The organism is Terrisporobacter hibernicus, assembly GCF_020809405.1.
In the GTDB taxonomy this organism is placed as follows: Bacteria; Bacillota; Clostridia; order Peptostreptococcales; family Peptostreptococcaceae; genus Terrisporobacter; species Terrisporobacter petrolearius.
On sequence record NZ_CP081135.1, the window covers coordinates 92,756 to 107,936 of the forward strand.

Here is a 15,181-nt window from a genome sequence, read left to right on the forward strand (position 1 = left end):
CTACCATTCAATAGATTCCACAGAAACAGGATGTTCATTTATTTGTACATTTTGAACCTTTGCATCTTTAATATTGATGACCCTATTAGCTATTGGTGCAAGTGCTGCGTTGTGAGTTATAACTATTACAGTTGTTCCCATTTCTTTGCATGTATCTTGTAAAGTTTTTAAAATTTGTTTGCCTGTTTTATAATCAAGTGCTCCAGTTGGTTCGTCACACAGAAGTAGCTTTGGATTTTTGGCTATTGCCCTAGCTATTGAAACCCTTTGCTGCTCGCCTCCTGACAATTGACTTGGAAAGTTATCTTTTCTATGACCAAGACCAACAATCTCTAAAGTTTTATCTACGTCTAAAGCATTCTTTGAAATTTGAGTTGCTAACTCTACGTTTTCTCTCGCCGTTAAATTTTGAACTAAGTTATAAAACTGAAATACAAATCCCACATCATATCTTCTGTAATTTATTAGCTCTTTATTACTAAACTTTGATATATCAACATTATCAATAATTATGTTTCCTTCATCACAAGTATCCATTCCTCCAAGAATATTCAACACAGTTGTTTTTCCAGCACCACTTGGTCCTAAAATAATTACAAACTCTCCTTTTTCTATAGAAAAATTAATACCATTATTTGCAACAACAGTGTTTTCTCCAATTTTGTAACGCTTATATTCATCTACTATTTGTATATATGACATTTTTTCCCCCCATCATTTTGTTTTACCTGCTCACTGTTATTAAATAGACACTCTGTTTGGTTAATGCTATAATACATAAGTATAAATAATATATAAACTACTTACAATAATCACATGCTATCATATTGTTATTAAATAGACATTTAAACTTTTTTTGTTCATTTAATAACTTGTAACTTAAAATTGTAATTATAAAAATCAGCTGCCATTTTAAGTCCTATGTTGAGCAATTAAACTTCCGGTAGCAACCTACTTAAAGAAAGGATTATGTATATGGCTGGTATTAAAGGAAATAGAAGAATTTTATATACCAAGAAAATAATTAAAGATAGTTTACTTAATTTACTTGAAAGCAAAAAAATTCACCAGGTTACAGTTACAGATATATGTAAAAATGCTAACATTAACCGAGGTACTTTTTACACTCATTATAAAGATGCTTATGATTTATTACAGTCCATGGAAGATGAATTCTTTAATCAAATTTTAGAATATATAGAAGAAACCCCACTTGAAGACTATAAAGATGTTCTACTGCTTAATGCTCTTAAACTTATTAAAGAAAATAAAGAATTGTGTAAAATATTATTTTGTCATCATATAGAAAATAATCTTATGGATCGTATTTTTTTACTGGCAAGAAAAGCCGAAATTGACAAACTTATAAGTTCTTCCAAGGTTGATGATGTATTTTTAGATTACTTTATAAAGTATAACGTTGGGGGAGTTTTTTCTGTTGTTCAAACATGGTTAGAAAATGATTTAAATGAATCACCAGAAGAAATAGTAAATATAATAAACAATATTGTTGCTTTTCATCCATAACATTACAGTTCAATTTATCCATAATAAATAATTGGGTATACTTTGCATATACCCAATTATTATAAAATTTATTATTTTGTTAATTTGAACTTGTTGGAATATATGATCCTACCCTTAAAGCAAACTCATTCATATTCATTGTTTGAAGAACTACCTTACCTGGACCTGTAAGCTTAGTTAAAAATAAACCTTCACCACCAAATAATACATTACCAATACCTTTTACAAATTCTACTTCATATTTAACACTATCTTCAAATCCTACTAAATTTCCTGTATCTATTTTTATAACTTCTCCTGGAGCTAAATTCATTTCTATTGCATCACCGTCTATTTCTAAAAATGCAGTTCCTCTACCTCTTAGCTCTTGTAGTATAAATCCTTCACCTCCAAAGAATCCTGTTCCCATCTTTTTATTAAAAATAGTTTTTAACTCTACTGAAGACTCTGCCGCAAGGAAAGCTCCTTTTTGTATAGTAAAGCGACCTTCACTCACATTTATAGGTATTATACTTCCTGGTACAGTTGAGGCAAAAGATATTTTAGCATCTTGCATTGCAGTATATGTTGCCATAAACATTGATTCACCTGCAAACATTCTTCCTATACCTTTTAGTAATCCACCTTTTGTATTTGTTTCCATTTTTATTCCTTCAGTTTGGTAAAACATACCTCCACTTTGTGTAAACATAGACTCGCCTCTTGATAAACCTACTTCAACACTTGGTACTACTTTTCCTACAATCACATAATTCATTAAAATTTCCCCTAACTTTCATTTATATTTACAATTTATTTTTCTAATTATATATTATTTTCTAGGATTAAGTCAATTGTCTAACATAATAAGATATCATTATAATTGTCCCAATTAAACAATCCAATGTATCCATTATGGCATCAACTAGACCTCCTGTTTGACAGTTCATTCCTAAAAACTCATCTACATAAAATTCTATAATTTCCCAAAGTCTAGCACTACCCATGTTAAACATAAATATGACTAAAGTTATAATTAACATAGTATCAAAAAGCTTATCAAATTTTTTATTTAGTTGACGATGTATTTTTAGATTACTTTATAAAGTATAATGTGGGGGCAGTTTTTTCTGTTGTTCAAACATGGTTAGAAAATGATTTAAATGAATCACCAGAAGAAATAGTAACTATAATAAACAATATTGTTGCTTTTCATCCATAACATTATAGTTCAATTTTTCCATAATAAATAATTGGGTATACCTTACATACACCCAATTATTATAAAATTTATTATTTTGTTAATTTGAACTTGTTGGAATATATGATCCTACCCTTAAAGCAAACTCATTCATATTCATTGTTTGAAGAACTATCTTACCTGGACCTGTAAGCTTAGTTAAAAGTAAACCTTCACCTCCAAAGAATACTTGACCAAGACCTTTTACAAATTCTACTTCATATTTAACACTATCTTCAAATCCTACTAAATTTCCTGTATCTATTTTTATAACTTCTCCTGGTGTTAAGTTCATCTCTATAGCATCACCGTCTATTTCTAAAAATGCAGTTCCTCTACCTCTTAGTTCTTGTAGTATAAATCCTTCACCTCCAAAGAATCCTGTTCCCATCTTTTTATTAAAAATAGTTTTTAACTCTACTGAAGACTCTGCCGCAAGGAAAGCTCCTTTTTGTATAGTAAAGCCTCTTTCACTCACATTTATAGGTATTATACTTCCTGGTACAGTTGAGGCAAAAGATATTTTAGCATCTTGCATTGCAGTATATGTTGCCATAAACATTGATTCACCTGCAAACATTCTTCCTATACCTTTTAGTAAACCACCATTTGTATTTGTCTCCATTTTTATTCCTTCAGTTTGATAAAACATACCTCCACTTTGTGTAAACATGGACTCGCCTCTTGATAAACTTGCTTCAACACTCGGTACTACTTTTCCTAGAATCACATAATTCATTTAAATTCCTCCTAGCATTCACATATATTTTTAATTTACTTGCATTTTCTTAGATATTTATATCCTATGATTTTGGAAATTGTTTAACATAATAAGTTATCATTATAATTGTCCCAATTAAACAATCAAATGTATATATCATAGTATCAACTAGACCTACTGCCTGACAGTTCATTTCTAAAAACATATCTATCAAAAACTCCATAAATACCCAAAGTCTAGCACCATCCATGCTAAAAATAAATATAAATATGACTAAAGTTATAATTAACATTGCATCAAAAATCTTATCAAATTTCTTATTTAAATAAACTAATATAATTGTTCCGCTAAACTAGCTAATGTATACAGTATCTTTTTCATTTAATTTGTAAAAATAAAATAAATTGTGGAATCTAAATAAATAATATCTATTAACTTACACATCCAATTTAAAGCTTTTTTATTATTGATAATTAATAACCCCTAAAATTCTGCTAGATTAGTAATTATTTCTTATATTCATAACTATAACACAATTTTTTTACTACACCTTTATTATATGGAAATTTGTTGAATATATTAAATAATATAATAACTCTACGGAAAGTTGATTGAAAATATTAAACTTACAGTTTATTCTTATATAAGTGGAGGTGATAGATATGAACTGTGAAAAAGTAGGAAGTCTAATATTAAAACTTAGAAAAGAAAAAAGCATGACTCAAAAACAAGTGGCTGACTTATTAAACATCAGTGATAAAACTGTTTCAAAATGGGAACGAGGCCTAGGCTGTCCTGATGTATCAATACTTACAGATTTATCAAAAATATTTGATATTAATATAGAAAAAATATTATTAGGAGATTTAAATCCCAATGATGTAGATGGAGGAAATATGAAAAGAATTAAATTTTACGTTTGCCCTAACTGTGGCAATATAATAAGCACAACTGGGGAAGGAGAAATATCTTGTTGTGGCAGAAAGCTAAAAGCTGCTATTCCCAGTATAATAGATGAAAATCATAAAATAAATATAGAAGAAGTGGAAAATGACTATTACATTACTATTGACCATGAAATGTCTAAAGAGCATTATATATCATTTGCTGCTTATGTTACCTATGACAGAGTACTATTAATAAAGTTATATCCAGAGCAAAGTTCAACAGTAAGATTCCCAAGACTTATTGGGAAATTTGAACGAGGTAAATTTTATATATATTGTACTCAACACGGATTGTTAGTAAATGGGAAGTAATTATAAATATTAAAAAGACCATCAATCTAGATGGTCTTTTTAATATTTAATTTTTAGTTAGCTTACCCTTATAAGAAGATACTCCTCCACTTAAGTTGTAAACTTTATTAAAACCATTTTTAGATAAAATATCACAAGCTCTTGCACTTCTTCCTCCAGAAGCACAATACACAACTATTTCACTATCTTTATATGAATTTAATGTTGATAATTTTGATGAAAGTGTATCAACAGGTAAATTTTTGGCATTTGGAATATGCCCTTTTTTATACTCCCCTGAACTTCTCACATCTAAAATTAGTATATTGTTGTTACTTATCATCTTTTGAAATTGGGATCCAGTTATAGTAGTGCAACCTCTTTTTCTAAATAATCCCACAACGTCTCATCCTCCATATTTTATGCATCTTTTAAAACTTCTTTTAATGCATTATATGAAAAATCTATTATTTCGCTACAACTTACTTTATTTTTCTTCAAATTAGCGCAAATTTCTGTATTATATTCTTCTCTTACTTTTTTCATTATTTCTTTTGTATATTTTCTAGCTTCATTTGGATCAGAACTATCTTCTCTTCCTTTTATATAACCTGCTACTAAAACAGCTGCATTAACTGCCCCACATAGACTGCCCACTGTTATCCCCGTTCCCATTCCACTTCCTAGAGCAACAGGTATCTCTGTTTTAAATTCTTCGTTATATGATTTTATTAGTGCTTCTGCACAAGTATATCCTTGACTATGGTAAATTGATGGTTTTGTCATTTTAATGTCTCCTTCTCAGTTCAATTTAATTATATCTACATTGTATCACTATTTTACTTTTTTTCCGTGACTTTGTCACAAATAATATATTGTTTTATATAATTATAGTGTAATCTGAAAAATATGGTTTTATTATTTTATCTTTATCATCACCAATTTCCATATGTTTATTACTATATATTTTTTTTCATTTCCAACAAATCTTATAATTTTATCATCCTATTTTTTGTTTTTACTTCTATATTGTTTCATTTAAATAATAATAGTTATACTTAATATTATCTTGACTACGTTTATTTATTTTTATTTTACATTGTCATTATTAATACTTCACCTAAATATATATCATTTACCATTAATATAAATTAAATACAATTGGCTATTATCATCTTTATGTTCTATTCATTTATATTCTCATCATCATCCACATATTCTAAAATATCCCCAGGTTGACAATCAAGTGCCTTACATATTTCATTTAATGTGGAAAATCTCACTGCCCTTGCCTTATTATTTTTCAGTATTGATAAGTTAGCCATGGTAATTCCAAGTTTTTTAGAAAGCTCCGTGGCGCTCATTTTTCTCTTTGCCATCATCACATCTAAATTTACAATTATAGCCATTTGCTTTCCTCCTTAAATAGTTCTATCATTTTCATCCTTAATGTCTATAGCCATTTCAAATAATTTAGATGAAACAAGAGCAAAAACTCCTATAGCAAGTGATAAAAATGAAACTATTACACAAGGTACAATAGTAAGTGCGTAAAAATATATGTTAAATACAAAGTAAAAAATCATATTGATTAAGTTAAAAAGAATAACCTCACTAAATGAGCAGTAAGCAATATTATTTATTAACTTTGGTATACTCTCACAAAAAGGATTTTTACTTGTTATATGTGAACATAATTTTTTCAAATTAAGTAATGCAATTACATAAGGTGCTGCACAGATGTAAATACCCACAGTCATTACTGTTATATATTTTGATTCAATATTTATGAATGCAGTTTTACTTAGTGAACCCAAAATAAAAGGCAAACCTGCCAACATAATTAGTGTTAAGATTATTCCCACCGAAACTACAATATTTAAAATTTTAGAATAATTATTTTTCATTTTATATTGTCTCCTTTTAGTTATGTTTTTTTAATTTATACACATCATTAATCTTAATTACTAATGCACTTATTATTGAAATAAATAAGAATAAATATGCTATTGGAATTAAAAAGAATGGTTCCTGTAAAGTTCCATCTTCTAAAACTTTGCTTCCTATTAAGTTAAATGATACTACACATAATGCAGTCATTAATAAACATAGTAATGTAATTTTATATTTTTTCATTTTTTTCTCTCCTTTTTATTTTCTATAATTATATTAATACATTATTTATAAAAACACAATAAAAATTTATTGTTTTTCAATAAATTTTTATTGTGTTACTTAAATCATAATCTCAATAATATTAACTATGCATTAAACTTAAATATAAAATGATACTCTAATAGTTGATATAATATAAGTTTTTAACTATAATTTATATAATTTCTCACAACAAATATACTTTATTATCAAATGGAGGCGCTATGAAGAAAATACTATTTGTAACTGACTTATATTACAATGCAAAAGGTAGAAATTACTATGAAGAAGATCTTTTCCTTACCTCTGCACTTAGAGAAGATTTCAAATTAGTTATTTGTAATCCAAAAGACATGAATCACTTTAGTGAAGATTTCGATTTAGTTTTGTTTAGAAATACAGGCCCTGCTGCCAATTTTGAAGAAGAATATAAAATATTTAGGAATGAAGTAAAAACTAATAATTTACTTACTTATAATTCTTTTGATGGTCATGGAGATATGAACGGCAAAAATTATTTGATAGATCTTACAAACAATAATATGCCCGTTATTAAGACTGTGAATAATATTAATGACTTTCATAAACTACCAGATGTAGATAATTATATAATAAAACCAATAGATGGTGCTGATTCTATAGGTTTAGAATTTTTAAGCAAGAAAGAAATTTGTAAAAAAATTAGCTCAAATAATTATGATTTTTTAATTCAACCATTTATAGATTTTCAGTATGAAGTATCTTTTTATTATATAGATAGAAAATTCCAGTATGCTCTTTATGCTCCAAATAAAGAAAAGAGATGGCAAATGGAAGAATATACACCTACAAACGAAGATTTTGATTTTTGTAATATATTATTAAACTGGAACAATTTAAGTCATGGAATTCAAAGAATTGATGCTTGTAGAGATGAACATGGTAATTTACTCCTTGTAGAAATGGAAGATTTAAATCCTTATTTATCTTTATTAGATATTTCATCAACTTTAAGAGATACATTTATTTCTTCATTAAAAGAATCTTTAAATAATATTTTATAATAAAAACAGCAACTATTTTATATTATCTAAAATAGTTGCTGTTTTATTTTATTAAATTAAGCTACTTTTGTATCTTTTTTTTCATTAGATTTTAATGACTTGTCAATAGCTATAGCTGTTGCCATTGTCCCATTAACATTTAGCATAGTTCTTCCCATATCAAGAATTGGGTCTATAGCTATTATTGCTCCAGCCAGTGGGAAGTACGCTCCCATACCCATCCCTGAAATTACCACAGATACAGACATAGTTGCAGTTCCTGGTATTCCTGCAATACCCAGTGAACTTATTGTTATAACTATTATTAACATTACGTAGAAAGTAAAGTTCATATCTACTCCAGCCATATTAGCAATCAATACACTAACTAATGCTGGATATACTCCTGCACATCCATTCATACCCATATTTGAACCTAAGCTTGTTACAAAGCTAGCAGTTCCTGAATCTACTTTCATATTCTCCGTTAAAGCTTCTACCGTAACAGGTAGCGTACCTAAACTTGAACGAGACGTGAAAGCTAAAATTAATGCTTTTGATGCGTTTTTAATATAAGTTATTGGATTCATTCCACTTAGAGTAATTATTATCAAATGAACAACAAACATAATTGCCACACTTATATATAAGGCAAAGATGAAATCTACCACATCTAAAAGTGAATTAACTCCTCTACTTGCTATGGTACTAGCCATCAATGGTACAACAGCATAAGGCATAAGTTTTATAACTGTTATAGCAACTGAAACTATAATTTTATAAAAAGCTTCCACCATATCTATAAAAGGCTTTATTATTTCTAAGTATTTTTTTCTAAGTCTTCTTATTGCAAGACCTATGAAAGCTGCGAAAATTACTACTGCCACTGTATTTCCATCAGCCATAGCCTTTATTGGATTGGATGGAAGTAAATTTCTTATAGTGTCTGGCAATGATGTTATCTCTCTAAGCTCTTCACTAGTATTAGCAACTTGTACAGAAGCACCTAAATCAAATATATTTGCCACTATTACAGCAATAATAGCTGCTATTGCTGTTGTTGCAAAAAACATTGCCACAGATCTAAATGTTAGTTTTCCTAAGTTGTCTTCTTTCATATTCATTATAACTCTAATTATTGAAACTAAAACTAAAGGTATTACTATCATTTTCAATAAGTCCATAAAGCCGTTACCAAATAATCCATACCATGTACTTACTTCATTTATCCATGTAATAGATGTAGGATCTTTCGGAAACTGAGCCAATGCCTGAATTAAAATTCCAAGACCTAAGCCCAAAAATATTGAAATTATCATTAAGTTTGTAAATTTAAACTTCTTGCTTATTTTATTTATTATAAAGAATAAGCCTACTAGTACAACAACCATTAATACACTGTATATATTAGTTATCATTAAAAATTGCGATAAAAATGTATTACTCATATTATCCTCCCAAATATTTATTATCAAAATGATAATTTTAATTATACCATTATCATTTTGATAACACAATACTTTTTTATAAAAAAAAGAAGTATCTCTTAAAAACTTTGAGGTACTTCTTTTAAAATTAACTTTTCTTTATAAAATCTACATTGCACTTTGGGCAGTGAATAGAAATCTTACCTTTCCCCTTAGGTACTCTTACCTTCTGTTTACAAGAAGGACATTTAAAAAATGCATATGATTTCTTTTGTTTTTTAATATTCTTTTGTTTATCTAGAGATAACTTCACTTTATTATTAAAATTTAAATATAATGTTCTTTCTGAATACCTTTTATTAAAATTCTTAGAAAACATCCTAAAGTATATAAATATCACCATAATTAAAGCCAGAATGTAAAATATTTCGCCAAATAAACTTGCTCTACCAGTTAATAAAGATATTATTAAACTTATAAATACTAACTTGAACAGAAATTGATTCAATTCATCATTCCCATATCTTACATACATAAATTTCATTAATTTCTCTTTCATTATTATTCTCCCTTGAAATTTTAATCTTTCGTGTAAAGAATTTTAACATATATAATGGATTTTAACAACTCTTTTACCCATTAACAAAAACCTTATTAAAAGAATCTTATTTGGGTATCTATTAATTGTATTTATATTGTTAAAACAAATTTCATTTTCAATTGAGAACACAATCCAACAATTTTTCTTGACATAATCATGTTTTAACAGTAATATAATATTATTAATTGAGAACGAAAATTTGAGTGAGAGGGATTAATATGAGTAATAGTAGATACGATGAAGCAACAAAAGTCACATTAATATCCATTATATGGAATGTTATTTTAACATTTATTAAAGTTTTAGGAGGTATACTAGGAAAATCAAACGCTATGATTGCAGATGGCCTTCACTCTGCATCAGATATAATTAGTTCAATAGGAGTTTTGATAGGCAATAAAATTGCAAAAACACCAAATGATAAAGAACACAATTATGGACATGAAAAAGCAGAAACTTTAGTGTCTTTTTTATTATCCATGTTACTTATAGGTGTTGCACTAAAAATAAGTTTAAATGGGATAAATTCACTAATCCACTTGAATGATGTGCAGGTGCCTACATTTTTACCACTAATTATTTCTGTAATTTCCATTGGAATTAAAGAATATCAATACAAAATAACTATAAAAGTTGCTAAGAAAATAAATTCCCCATCTTTAAAAGCAGATGCATGGCATCATAGATCTGATGCTTTATCTTCTGTAGCTGCATTCATAGGTATTGGTGGTTCTTTACTTGGATTCAAAGCTCTAGATCCTATTGCTACAGTAGTTGTTGGTTTATTTGTTGCAAAAGTTGGATTAGATATTTTTAAAGATGCAATTAATGAGTTAATGGATTATTCTATAAATGAGAATGATGAATCACAAATCATTACAATTGCAAATGACACAGATGGTGTTTTAAATATTGGTGAACTTAGAACAAGAAAACACGGTTCAATGGCTTATGTGGACCTAACTATTTGTGTAAATAAAGATTTAACAGTTTTACAGGGACATGAAATTGCAAATAAACTTGAAATTTCTATTTTAGAAGAACTACAAATTGTGAAAGGTATAACTGTTCATGTTGAACCTTGTATAAATTGCGACGATTATAAGTGCTGTATTTAATATAAAAAACTCAGCTTAAAAATTTAAGCTGAGTTTTTTATTACTGTAAATTTAGCTCTTTAACTGACTTAATTATTGGTTTAATTTTTTCTTTGTCTGTGAAGTCAACAGGCGTTACATAAGCATCTAACATGCCTTTTGTATTTTCATCCATTTCATCCTCTTTTTGTTTTTTTAATATTCTTTTAAACACATTCATCATCAATTTATCTGCTATATTTAAATTGTTATAATTAAAAGCGCCTCTTAAATAAAATTGTTTTATATTGTCTACATCATGGAAATTATTTTTCTTTACTTCTTCGTAAATTTTTTCATCCATAATAGATAGACCTACATAAAATACTATGAGGTTTTTACTTTTAAATTTATTAATATCTTTATAAATATTTTTAAATCCTTTTATAGTACCTGCATGTAGCCAACCACCAAAAACAATATTATCATAGTTTAGTAAGTCTACTGTACTTATGTCCTCTATTTTTGATACTCTACAGTCTAGCTCATCTCCTATCCATTTTGCATACCTTTTTGTGCTACCATACTTTGATTCATAAACAACTATACTTTTCATGTTAATTACCCCCTATTTATTTAGTGCATTTTCTACAGATTTCAAATATGCTTTTGACGATACAGTTGCACCACTTATAACATCTACATTCACATTTTGTTTTTCTATTATTCTTTTAGATAATTCATCCCCTACATCTGGCGTTAGTGGTTGTGATAATGTTTTAATATTTTCTATTTTTTTACCTCTCACACTAACTTCCACTTCACTAATCCATCTGTCCTTAGAATATTTTCCTATATAAGTTCCATTTTCTAATTTGCTTATATCTACACTATTTATTTCAAGCTTTTTACCTTCTTTTATTCCTCTTGTCATTACAAAAAATCCACTCACAATTATAACTAAAAGAACTCCTAAAAATATTTTGGTTTTTTTAAATTTCATCAGTATCCTCCTCGAAAATTCATCTTAAAATTTATTTTCCATTATTTTTAAATAATCCATAAATCATAAAATCCAAATATTCATCTATTAACTTGTTTGTAAATTCTTTATCTTTATTATTTGATAGCACCATATTTGATATAAATCCATTTATTGATATCCAAGAGAAAAATGCATACTTTTCTGTGTCAATATGGCGTAACAACCCGTCTTCTAAATATTTATCATACTTTTCTTTAGTTTCTTTTATTTTTAAACTGTTTTTTTCTTCTTCTGTAAAATCAAAATTTGCTTTTTTAATTATATCAATATTATTTAACATTATTGCTCTATATTCTTCAGGGCTTTCTAAAATTAAATTAATATATGTTTTAAATAATTTTTTAATATTAGTTTCTTCATTAGAATCATTCAATTTTAAGTTACTCATAGTATTAATTATTATTGATGATTTTTCTTGCCATATTGATAATACTATATCTGCTTTATTTTCATAATAGTTGTATATCAAAGAAGGAGAATAATCTATCTTACTTGCTATTTTTCTAATGGATAATTTGGAGTATCCTTCATCTATTATTATTTCACTAGCTGCTTTATGTATCTCTTTTTTTATTTTTTCTTTTTCCATCTTACGTCTTTCTTGTACTCCCATTAGCCCTCCTTGTAAACTTTATTAATTTTCATATACACTGTACATATTATGAACAGTGTTCATAATATTAATAATAACATATTTTACACAATTTACCATAAAAACATTTCGACACTTTATTATTTGCATAAAAAAAAGAGGTGTTCACCTCTCTTATTTATATAAAATATATAACGTTGTCTATATCTTCTTTATTCACATCACTTGTGTTATATTTGATTTTTGCAGGTATTCCTACAGCTGTACTATTGGATGGCATATCTCTTAAAACAACTGAATTTGCTCCAATTTTACAATGATCATCTATATTAACTGGACCTAATATTTTTGCTCCTGAACCAACTACAATATCATCACCTAAGGTAGGATGTCTTTTAAATTCTTTCTCATTTCCTGTGGCACCTATAGTAGCTCCTTGATATATAGTTACTCTATCTCCAATTATGGTTGTTTCTCCTATAACAACTCCACTTCCATGGTCTATAAGTGTCCCCATACCTATTTTTGCTCCTGGATGAATTTCTATACCAGTAAAAAATCTACTCAGCTGAGATATTGCTCTAGCAAGAAAAAATCTTTTTTTAGTATAAAAGAAGTGGGATATTCTATACATTATAAGAGAGTGTACAGAAGGATATAGTAAAAATACTTCTATTTTACTTCTAGCAGCTGGATCATTTTCTAGTATAAAATTTATATCTGCTCTTGTATGCTCAAATAACATAATCTCACCCCTCTAAAAAATCCCCATGGACATATATTTATCTACACCGTCAGGTGCAATAGTAACTATTTTTTTATTAGGATATTTTTTAGAAATTTCTATAGCACCGAATACATTTGCCCCAGAAGATATTCCTACTAAAATACCTAATTTATTCGCAAGTAATCTAACCATTTCAAAAGCATCTTCATCACTTACTGTAAGTACTTCATCCACTATATTTTCATCGTAATTTTTAGGTATAAAGTTTGCACCTATTCCTTGAATTTTATGAGGACCTGCTTTTTTCTGTGTAATAAGCGGTGATGCTAAAGGTTCTATTCCTATTACTTCTATACTTTCATTTTTCTCTTTTAAGAATTTCCCTACGCCACTTATTGTTCCACCTGAACCTATTCCTGCAATAATAAGATTTATATCTGGAACTTCTTCGTATATTTCTGGTCCGGTTTTTTCATAGTGAACTTTTGGATTATCTTCATTTTCAAATTGACCAAGATTTATATAGTTATCATTTTCTTTTAATAGTTCTTCCAATTTTTCAATAGATCCATTCATACCTTTAGGCCCTTGTGTTAATATTAATTCTGCTCCAAAAGCTTTTACAAGTTGCCTTCTCTCTATACTCATAGTTTCTGGCATTATTATTATAACCTTATAGCCTTTTAAGTTTCCTGCCATAGCAAGACCTATACCTGTATTTCCACTTGTAGCCTCCACCAATACACTACCTTCTTTTAATAACCCTCTATTCTCAGCTCCTTCAATCATGGAGAGTGCAATTCTATCTTTTATGCTTCCACCTGGATTATATTTTTCTAATTTAACATATACATTTTCATATCCTATTTTATCTAAAGATATAATAGGCGTATTCCCTATTAACTCTAAACCATCTTTATATATCATTATTATTCCTCCCAATTTTTAATTATCAAAATGATAATATCATTGTAGCACTATCAAATTGATAACACAAGTATTATATTATCAATTTGATAATTTTTTTTATTTTTCAAAATTTTACCTGTTTTAAAATATTAAAATTGATAAAAATTAACAATAATAATATGATATACTTAAGTAAACCACATTTTTTAGAATAAATTATGTTGGGAGGTTGAATTTTGAAATTAATCGATATAAAAAATTATATACAAAGCGTTTGCCAAAATATTTCAACTGTACTTGATGTAGATGTTACAGTAGTATCAAAAGATTTAGTAAGAATAGCTGGCACAGGTATTTTCAAAGATAAAATCGATGAAAAAATCTCTGATAAATCTGCTTATTCTAATGTATTAATATCTGGAGAACCTTACACTATAAATCGAGAGATAGAAGATAGTTGTAAAAATTGTATTCATAGCAAAGACTGTAAAGAATTAGCTGATATTTGCACACCAATAAAACTTGGCAATAATAATATAGGAATACTTGGTATAGCAGCTTTCACAGAGGAACAAAAAAATAAAATTTTATCTAAGGATCAAGAATTATGTGAGTTTATCAGTAGTATGTCCAACTTAATTTCTTATAAATTAGATGAATTATACAAAGAAGAAATTAGAACTGTTGAAGAGTTGGAAAAAGAAGAAATCGAAAAAGCCATAAAAAAATATGGAAGTAATACACAGGAAATGAAACAAGTGGCAAAGGCATTAAACATTGGTATAGCAACTCTTTATAGAAAAGTAAAAAAATATAATATTAATGCTGAAGAATAATAAAAACAGTAGATTTGCTAATTGCAAATCTACTGTTTTTATTATTATACAAATATTACAACTTCATCTAAAGTTTTTTAAATTTTG

The 15,181-nt window shown here is 27.6% G+C and carries 23 protein-coding genes; 6 read left to right on the forward strand and 17 right to left on the reverse strand.

Features of this window, described 5'->3' with window-relative positions:
- Entirely contained in the window at positions 1-702 is a 702-nt protein-coding gene (locus JW646_RS00425) for an ABC transporter ATP-binding protein (RefSeq protein ID WP_148557654.1), read from the reverse strand.
- A 273-nt stretch (positions 703-975) separates the two neighbouring features.
- On the opposite strand from JW646_RS00425, the gene JW646_RS00430 reads away from it, so the two are divergent.
- Entirely contained in the window at positions 976-1,527 is a 552-nt protein-coding gene (locus JW646_RS00430; RefSeq protein WP_074917326.1) for a TetR/AcrR family transcriptional regulator, read from the forward strand.
- 79 nt (positions 1,528-1,606) lie between these two features.
- On the opposite strand, the gene JW646_RS00435 is transcribed toward JW646_RS00430, so the two are convergent.
- Positions 1,607-2,284 carry a TIGR00266 family protein gene (locus JW646_RS00435; protein ID WP_228416194.1) on the reverse strand — a complete coding sequence of 226 codons (678 nt, stop codon included), beginning with the start codon at positions 2,282-2,284 and terminating at the stop codon, positions 1,607-1,609.
- 67 nt (positions 2,285-2,351) lie between these two features.
- On the reverse strand, positions 2,352-2,549 hold the full coding sequence (locus JW646_RS00440; protein ID WP_228416195.1) for a hypothetical protein: 198 nt from the start codon (positions 2,547-2,549) through the stop codon (positions 2,352-2,354).
- A 20-nt stretch (positions 2,550-2,569) separates the two neighbouring features.
- Here JW646_RS00440 and JW646_RS00445 point away from each other — a divergent pair, with 20 nt between their 5' ends.
- Complete coding sequence (locus JW646_RS00445) at positions 2,570-2,728, forward strand: TetR-like C-terminal domain-containing protein (protein ID WP_228417357.1); 159 nt, start codon at positions 2,570-2,572, stop codon at positions 2,726-2,728.
- 79 nt (positions 2,729-2,807) lie between these two features.
- On the opposite strand, the gene JW646_RS00450 is transcribed toward JW646_RS00445, so the two are convergent.
- Positions 2,808-3,485, reverse strand: a complete 678-nt coding sequence (locus tag JW646_RS00450; RefSeq protein ID WP_228416196.1) for a TIGR00266 family protein — start codon at positions 3,483-3,485, stop codon at positions 2,808-2,810.
- A 64-nt stretch (positions 3,486-3,549) separates the two neighbouring features.
- Positions 3,550-3,690 carry a hypothetical protein gene (locus tag JW646_RS00455; protein ID WP_207706354.1) on the reverse strand — a complete coding sequence of 47 codons (141 nt, stop codon included), beginning with the start codon at positions 3,688-3,690 and terminating at the stop codon, positions 3,550-3,552.
- Between the two features lie 439 nt (positions 3,691-4,129).
- Between JW646_RS00455 and JW646_RS00460 the strand changes: the two genes are divergently transcribed.
- Positions 4,130-4,726, forward strand: coding sequence for a helix-turn-helix domain-containing protein (locus JW646_RS00460; protein WP_074917327.1), 597 nt, complete (start codon positions 4,130-4,132; stop codon positions 4,724-4,726).
- A 46-nt stretch (positions 4,727-4,772) separates the two neighbouring features.
- Here the strand turns inward: JW646_RS00460 and JW646_RS00465 are convergent, their stop codons facing one another.
- The 5 genes from JW646_RS00465 to JW646_RS00485 form a co-directional block, all read right to left on the reverse strand.
- Positions 4,773-5,105: a rhodanese-like domain-containing protein gene (locus JW646_RS00465; RefSeq protein WP_228416197.1), complete on the reverse strand. Its 333-nt coding sequence runs from the start codon at positions 5,103-5,105 to the stop codon at positions 4,773-4,775.
- A gap of 20 nt (positions 5,106-5,125) precedes the next feature.
- The gene (locus JW646_RS00470; protein WP_074917328.1) at positions 5,126-5,491 is read right to left on the reverse strand and encodes a C-GCAxxG-C-C family (seleno)protein; all 366 of its coding nucleotides are present in this window, start codon (positions 5,489-5,491) and stop codon (positions 5,126-5,128) included.
- Positions 5,492-5,889: 398 nt separating this feature from the next.
- Positions 5,890-6,114 (reverse strand): helix-turn-helix domain-containing protein, encoded by a 225-nt coding sequence (locus JW646_RS00475; RefSeq protein WP_074917329.1) that lies wholly within the window; start codon positions 6,112-6,114, stop codon positions 5,890-5,892.
- A gap of 12 nt (positions 6,115-6,126) precedes the next feature.
- Positions 6,127-6,612, reverse strand: a complete 486-nt coding sequence (locus JW646_RS00480; protein ID WP_228416198.1) for a DUF2975 domain-containing protein — start codon at positions 6,610-6,612, stop codon at positions 6,127-6,129.
- 16 nt (positions 6,613-6,628) lie between these two features.
- Positions 6,629-6,841: a DUF3955 domain-containing protein gene (locus JW646_RS00485; RefSeq protein ID WP_074917331.1), complete on the reverse strand. Its 213-nt coding sequence runs from the start codon at positions 6,839-6,841 to the stop codon at positions 6,629-6,631.
- A gap of 242 nt (positions 6,842-7,083) precedes the next feature.
- Between JW646_RS00485 and JW646_RS00490 the strand changes: the two genes are divergently transcribed.
- Positions 7,084-7,902: a hypothetical protein gene (locus JW646_RS00490; protein WP_074917332.1), complete on the forward strand. Its 819-nt coding sequence runs from the start codon at positions 7,084-7,086 to the stop codon at positions 7,900-7,902.
- Between the two features lie 56 nt (positions 7,903-7,958).
- On the opposite strand, the gene JW646_RS00495 is transcribed toward JW646_RS00490, so the two are convergent.
- Both JW646_RS00495 and JW646_RS00500 read right to left on the reverse strand, forming a co-directional pair.
- Positions 7,959-9,329 (reverse strand): cation:dicarboxylate symporter family transporter, encoded by a 1,371-nt coding sequence (locus tag JW646_RS00495; RefSeq protein ID WP_074917333.1) that lies wholly within the window; start codon positions 9,327-9,329, stop codon positions 7,959-7,961.
- Between the two features lie 127 nt (positions 9,330-9,456).
- Positions 9,457-9,867, reverse strand: a complete 411-nt coding sequence (locus JW646_RS00500; RefSeq protein WP_228416199.1) for a hypothetical protein — start codon at positions 9,865-9,867, stop codon at positions 9,457-9,459.
- A 260-nt stretch (positions 9,868-10,127) separates the two neighbouring features.
- Between JW646_RS00500 and JW646_RS00505 the strand changes: the two genes are divergently transcribed.
- Entirely contained in the window at positions 10,128-11,027 is a 900-nt protein-coding gene (locus JW646_RS00505; protein WP_148557650.1) for a cation diffusion facilitator family transporter, read from the forward strand.
- A gap of 40 nt (positions 11,028-11,067) precedes the next feature.
- On the opposite strand, the gene JW646_RS00510 is transcribed toward JW646_RS00505, so the two are convergent.
- The 5 genes from JW646_RS00510 to cysK form a co-directional block, all read right to left on the reverse strand.
- A complete protein-coding gene (locus tag JW646_RS00510; protein WP_148557649.1) occupies positions 11,068-11,601 on the reverse strand; it encodes a flavodoxin domain-containing protein in 534 nt (177 codons plus the stop codon).
- Between the two features lie 12 nt (positions 11,602-11,613).
- Positions 11,614-11,988 carry an FMN-binding protein gene (locus JW646_RS00515; protein WP_228416200.1) on the reverse strand — a complete coding sequence of 125 codons (375 nt, stop codon included), beginning with the start codon at positions 11,986-11,988 and terminating at the stop codon, positions 11,614-11,616.
- Positions 11,989-12,019: 31 nt separating this feature from the next.
- Complete coding sequence (locus JW646_RS00520; RefSeq protein WP_228416201.1) at positions 12,020-12,643, reverse strand: TetR/AcrR family transcriptional regulator; 624 nt, start codon at positions 12,641-12,643, stop codon at positions 12,020-12,022.
- A gap of 157 nt (positions 12,644-12,800) precedes the next feature.
- Positions 12,801-13,367 carry a serine O-acetyltransferase EpsC gene (epsC, locus tag JW646_RS00525; protein WP_228416202.1) on the reverse strand — a complete coding sequence of 189 codons (567 nt, stop codon included), beginning with the start codon at positions 13,365-13,367 and terminating at the stop codon, positions 12,801-12,803.
- A 12-nt stretch (positions 13,368-13,379) separates the two neighbouring features.
- A complete protein-coding gene (cysK, locus tag JW646_RS00530; RefSeq protein WP_148557645.1) occupies positions 13,380-14,276 on the reverse strand; it encodes a cysteine synthase A in 897 nt (298 codons plus the stop codon).
- Between the two features lie 218 nt (positions 14,277-14,494).
- Between cysK and JW646_RS00535 the strand changes: the two genes are divergently transcribed.
- A complete protein-coding gene (locus JW646_RS00535) occupies positions 14,495-15,094 on the forward strand; it encodes a helix-turn-helix domain-containing protein (protein WP_148557644.1) in 600 nt (199 codons plus the stop codon).
- Positions 15,095-15,181 lie beyond the last annotated feature (87 nt).

What these genes read in the sequence shown, in the direction of transcription:
- JW646_RS00425 (WP_148557654.1), bottom strand. Translation starts at nt 702, where the DNA reads ATGTCATATATACAAATAGTAGATGAATATAAGCGTTACAAAATTGGA.
- JW646_RS00430 (WP_074917326.1), top strand. Translation starts at nt 976, where the DNA reads ATGGCTGGTATTAAAGGAAATAGAAGAATTTTATATACCAAGAAAATA.
- JW646_RS00435 (WP_228416194.1), bottom strand. Translation starts at nt 2,284, where the DNA reads ATGAATTATGTGATTGTAGGAAAAGTAGTACCAAGTGTTGAAGTAGGT.
- JW646_RS00440 (WP_228416195.1), bottom strand. Translation starts at nt 2,549, where the DNA reads ATGTTAATTATAACTTTAGTCATATTTATGTTTAACATGGGTAGTGCT.
- JW646_RS00450 (WP_228416196.1), bottom strand. Translation starts at nt 3,485, where the DNA reads ATGAATTATGTGATTCTAGGAAAAGTAGTACCGAGTGTTGAAGCAAGT.
- JW646_RS00455 (WP_207706354.1), bottom strand. Translation starts at nt 3,690, where the DNA reads ATGGAGTTTTTGATAGATATGTTTTTAGAAATGAACTGTCAGGCAGTA.
- JW646_RS00460 (WP_074917327.1), top strand. Translation starts at nt 4,130, where the DNA reads ATGAACTGTGAAAAAGTAGGAAGTCTAATATTAAAACTTAGAAAAGAA.
- JW646_RS00470 (WP_074917328.1), bottom strand. Translation starts at nt 5,491, where the DNA reads ATGACAAAACCATCAATTTACCATAGTCAAGGATATACTTGTGCAGAA.
- JW646_RS00475 (WP_074917329.1), bottom strand. Translation starts at nt 6,114, where the DNA reads ATGGCTATAATTGTAAATTTAGATGTGATGATGGCAAAGAGAAAAATG.
- JW646_RS00480 (WP_228416198.1), bottom strand. Translation starts at nt 6,612, where the DNA reads ATGAAAAATAATTATTCTAAAATTTTAAATATTGTAGTTTCGGTGGGA.
- JW646_RS00485 (WP_074917331.1), bottom strand. Translation starts at nt 6,841, where the DNA reads ATGAAAAAATATAAAATTACATTACTATGTTTATTAATGACTGCATTA.
- JW646_RS00490 (WP_074917332.1), top strand. Translation starts at nt 7,084, where the DNA reads ATGAAGAAAATACTATTTGTAACTGACTTATATTACAATGCAAAAGGT.
- JW646_RS00495 (WP_074917333.1), bottom strand. Translation starts at nt 9,329, where the DNA reads ATGAGTAATACATTTTTATCGCAATTTTTAATGATAACTAATATATAC.
- JW646_RS00500 (WP_228416199.1), bottom strand. Translation starts at nt 9,867, where the DNA reads ATGAAAGAGAAATTAATGAAATTTATGTATGTAAGATATGGGAATGAT.
- JW646_RS00505 (WP_148557650.1), top strand. Translation starts at nt 10,128, where the DNA reads ATGAGTAATAGTAGATACGATGAAGCAACAAAAGTCACATTAATATCC.
- JW646_RS00510 (WP_148557649.1), bottom strand. Translation starts at nt 11,601, where the DNA reads ATGAAAAGTATAGTTGTTTATGAATCAAAGTATGGTAGCACAAAAAGG.
- JW646_RS00515 (WP_228416200.1), bottom strand. Translation starts at nt 11,988, where the DNA reads ATGAAATTTAAAAAAACCAAAATATTTTTAGGAGTTCTTTTAGTTATA.
- JW646_RS00520 (WP_228416201.1), bottom strand. Translation starts at nt 12,643, where the DNA reads ATGGGAGTACAAGAAAGACGTAAGATGGAAAAAGAAAAAATAAAAAAA.
- epsC (WP_228416202.1), bottom strand. Translation starts at nt 13,367, where the DNA reads ATGTTATTTGAGCATACAAGAGCAGATATAAATTTTATACTAGAAAAT.
- cysK (WP_148557645.1), bottom strand. Translation starts at nt 14,276, where the DNA reads ATGATATATAAAGATGGTTTAGAGTTAATAGGGAATACGCCTATTATA.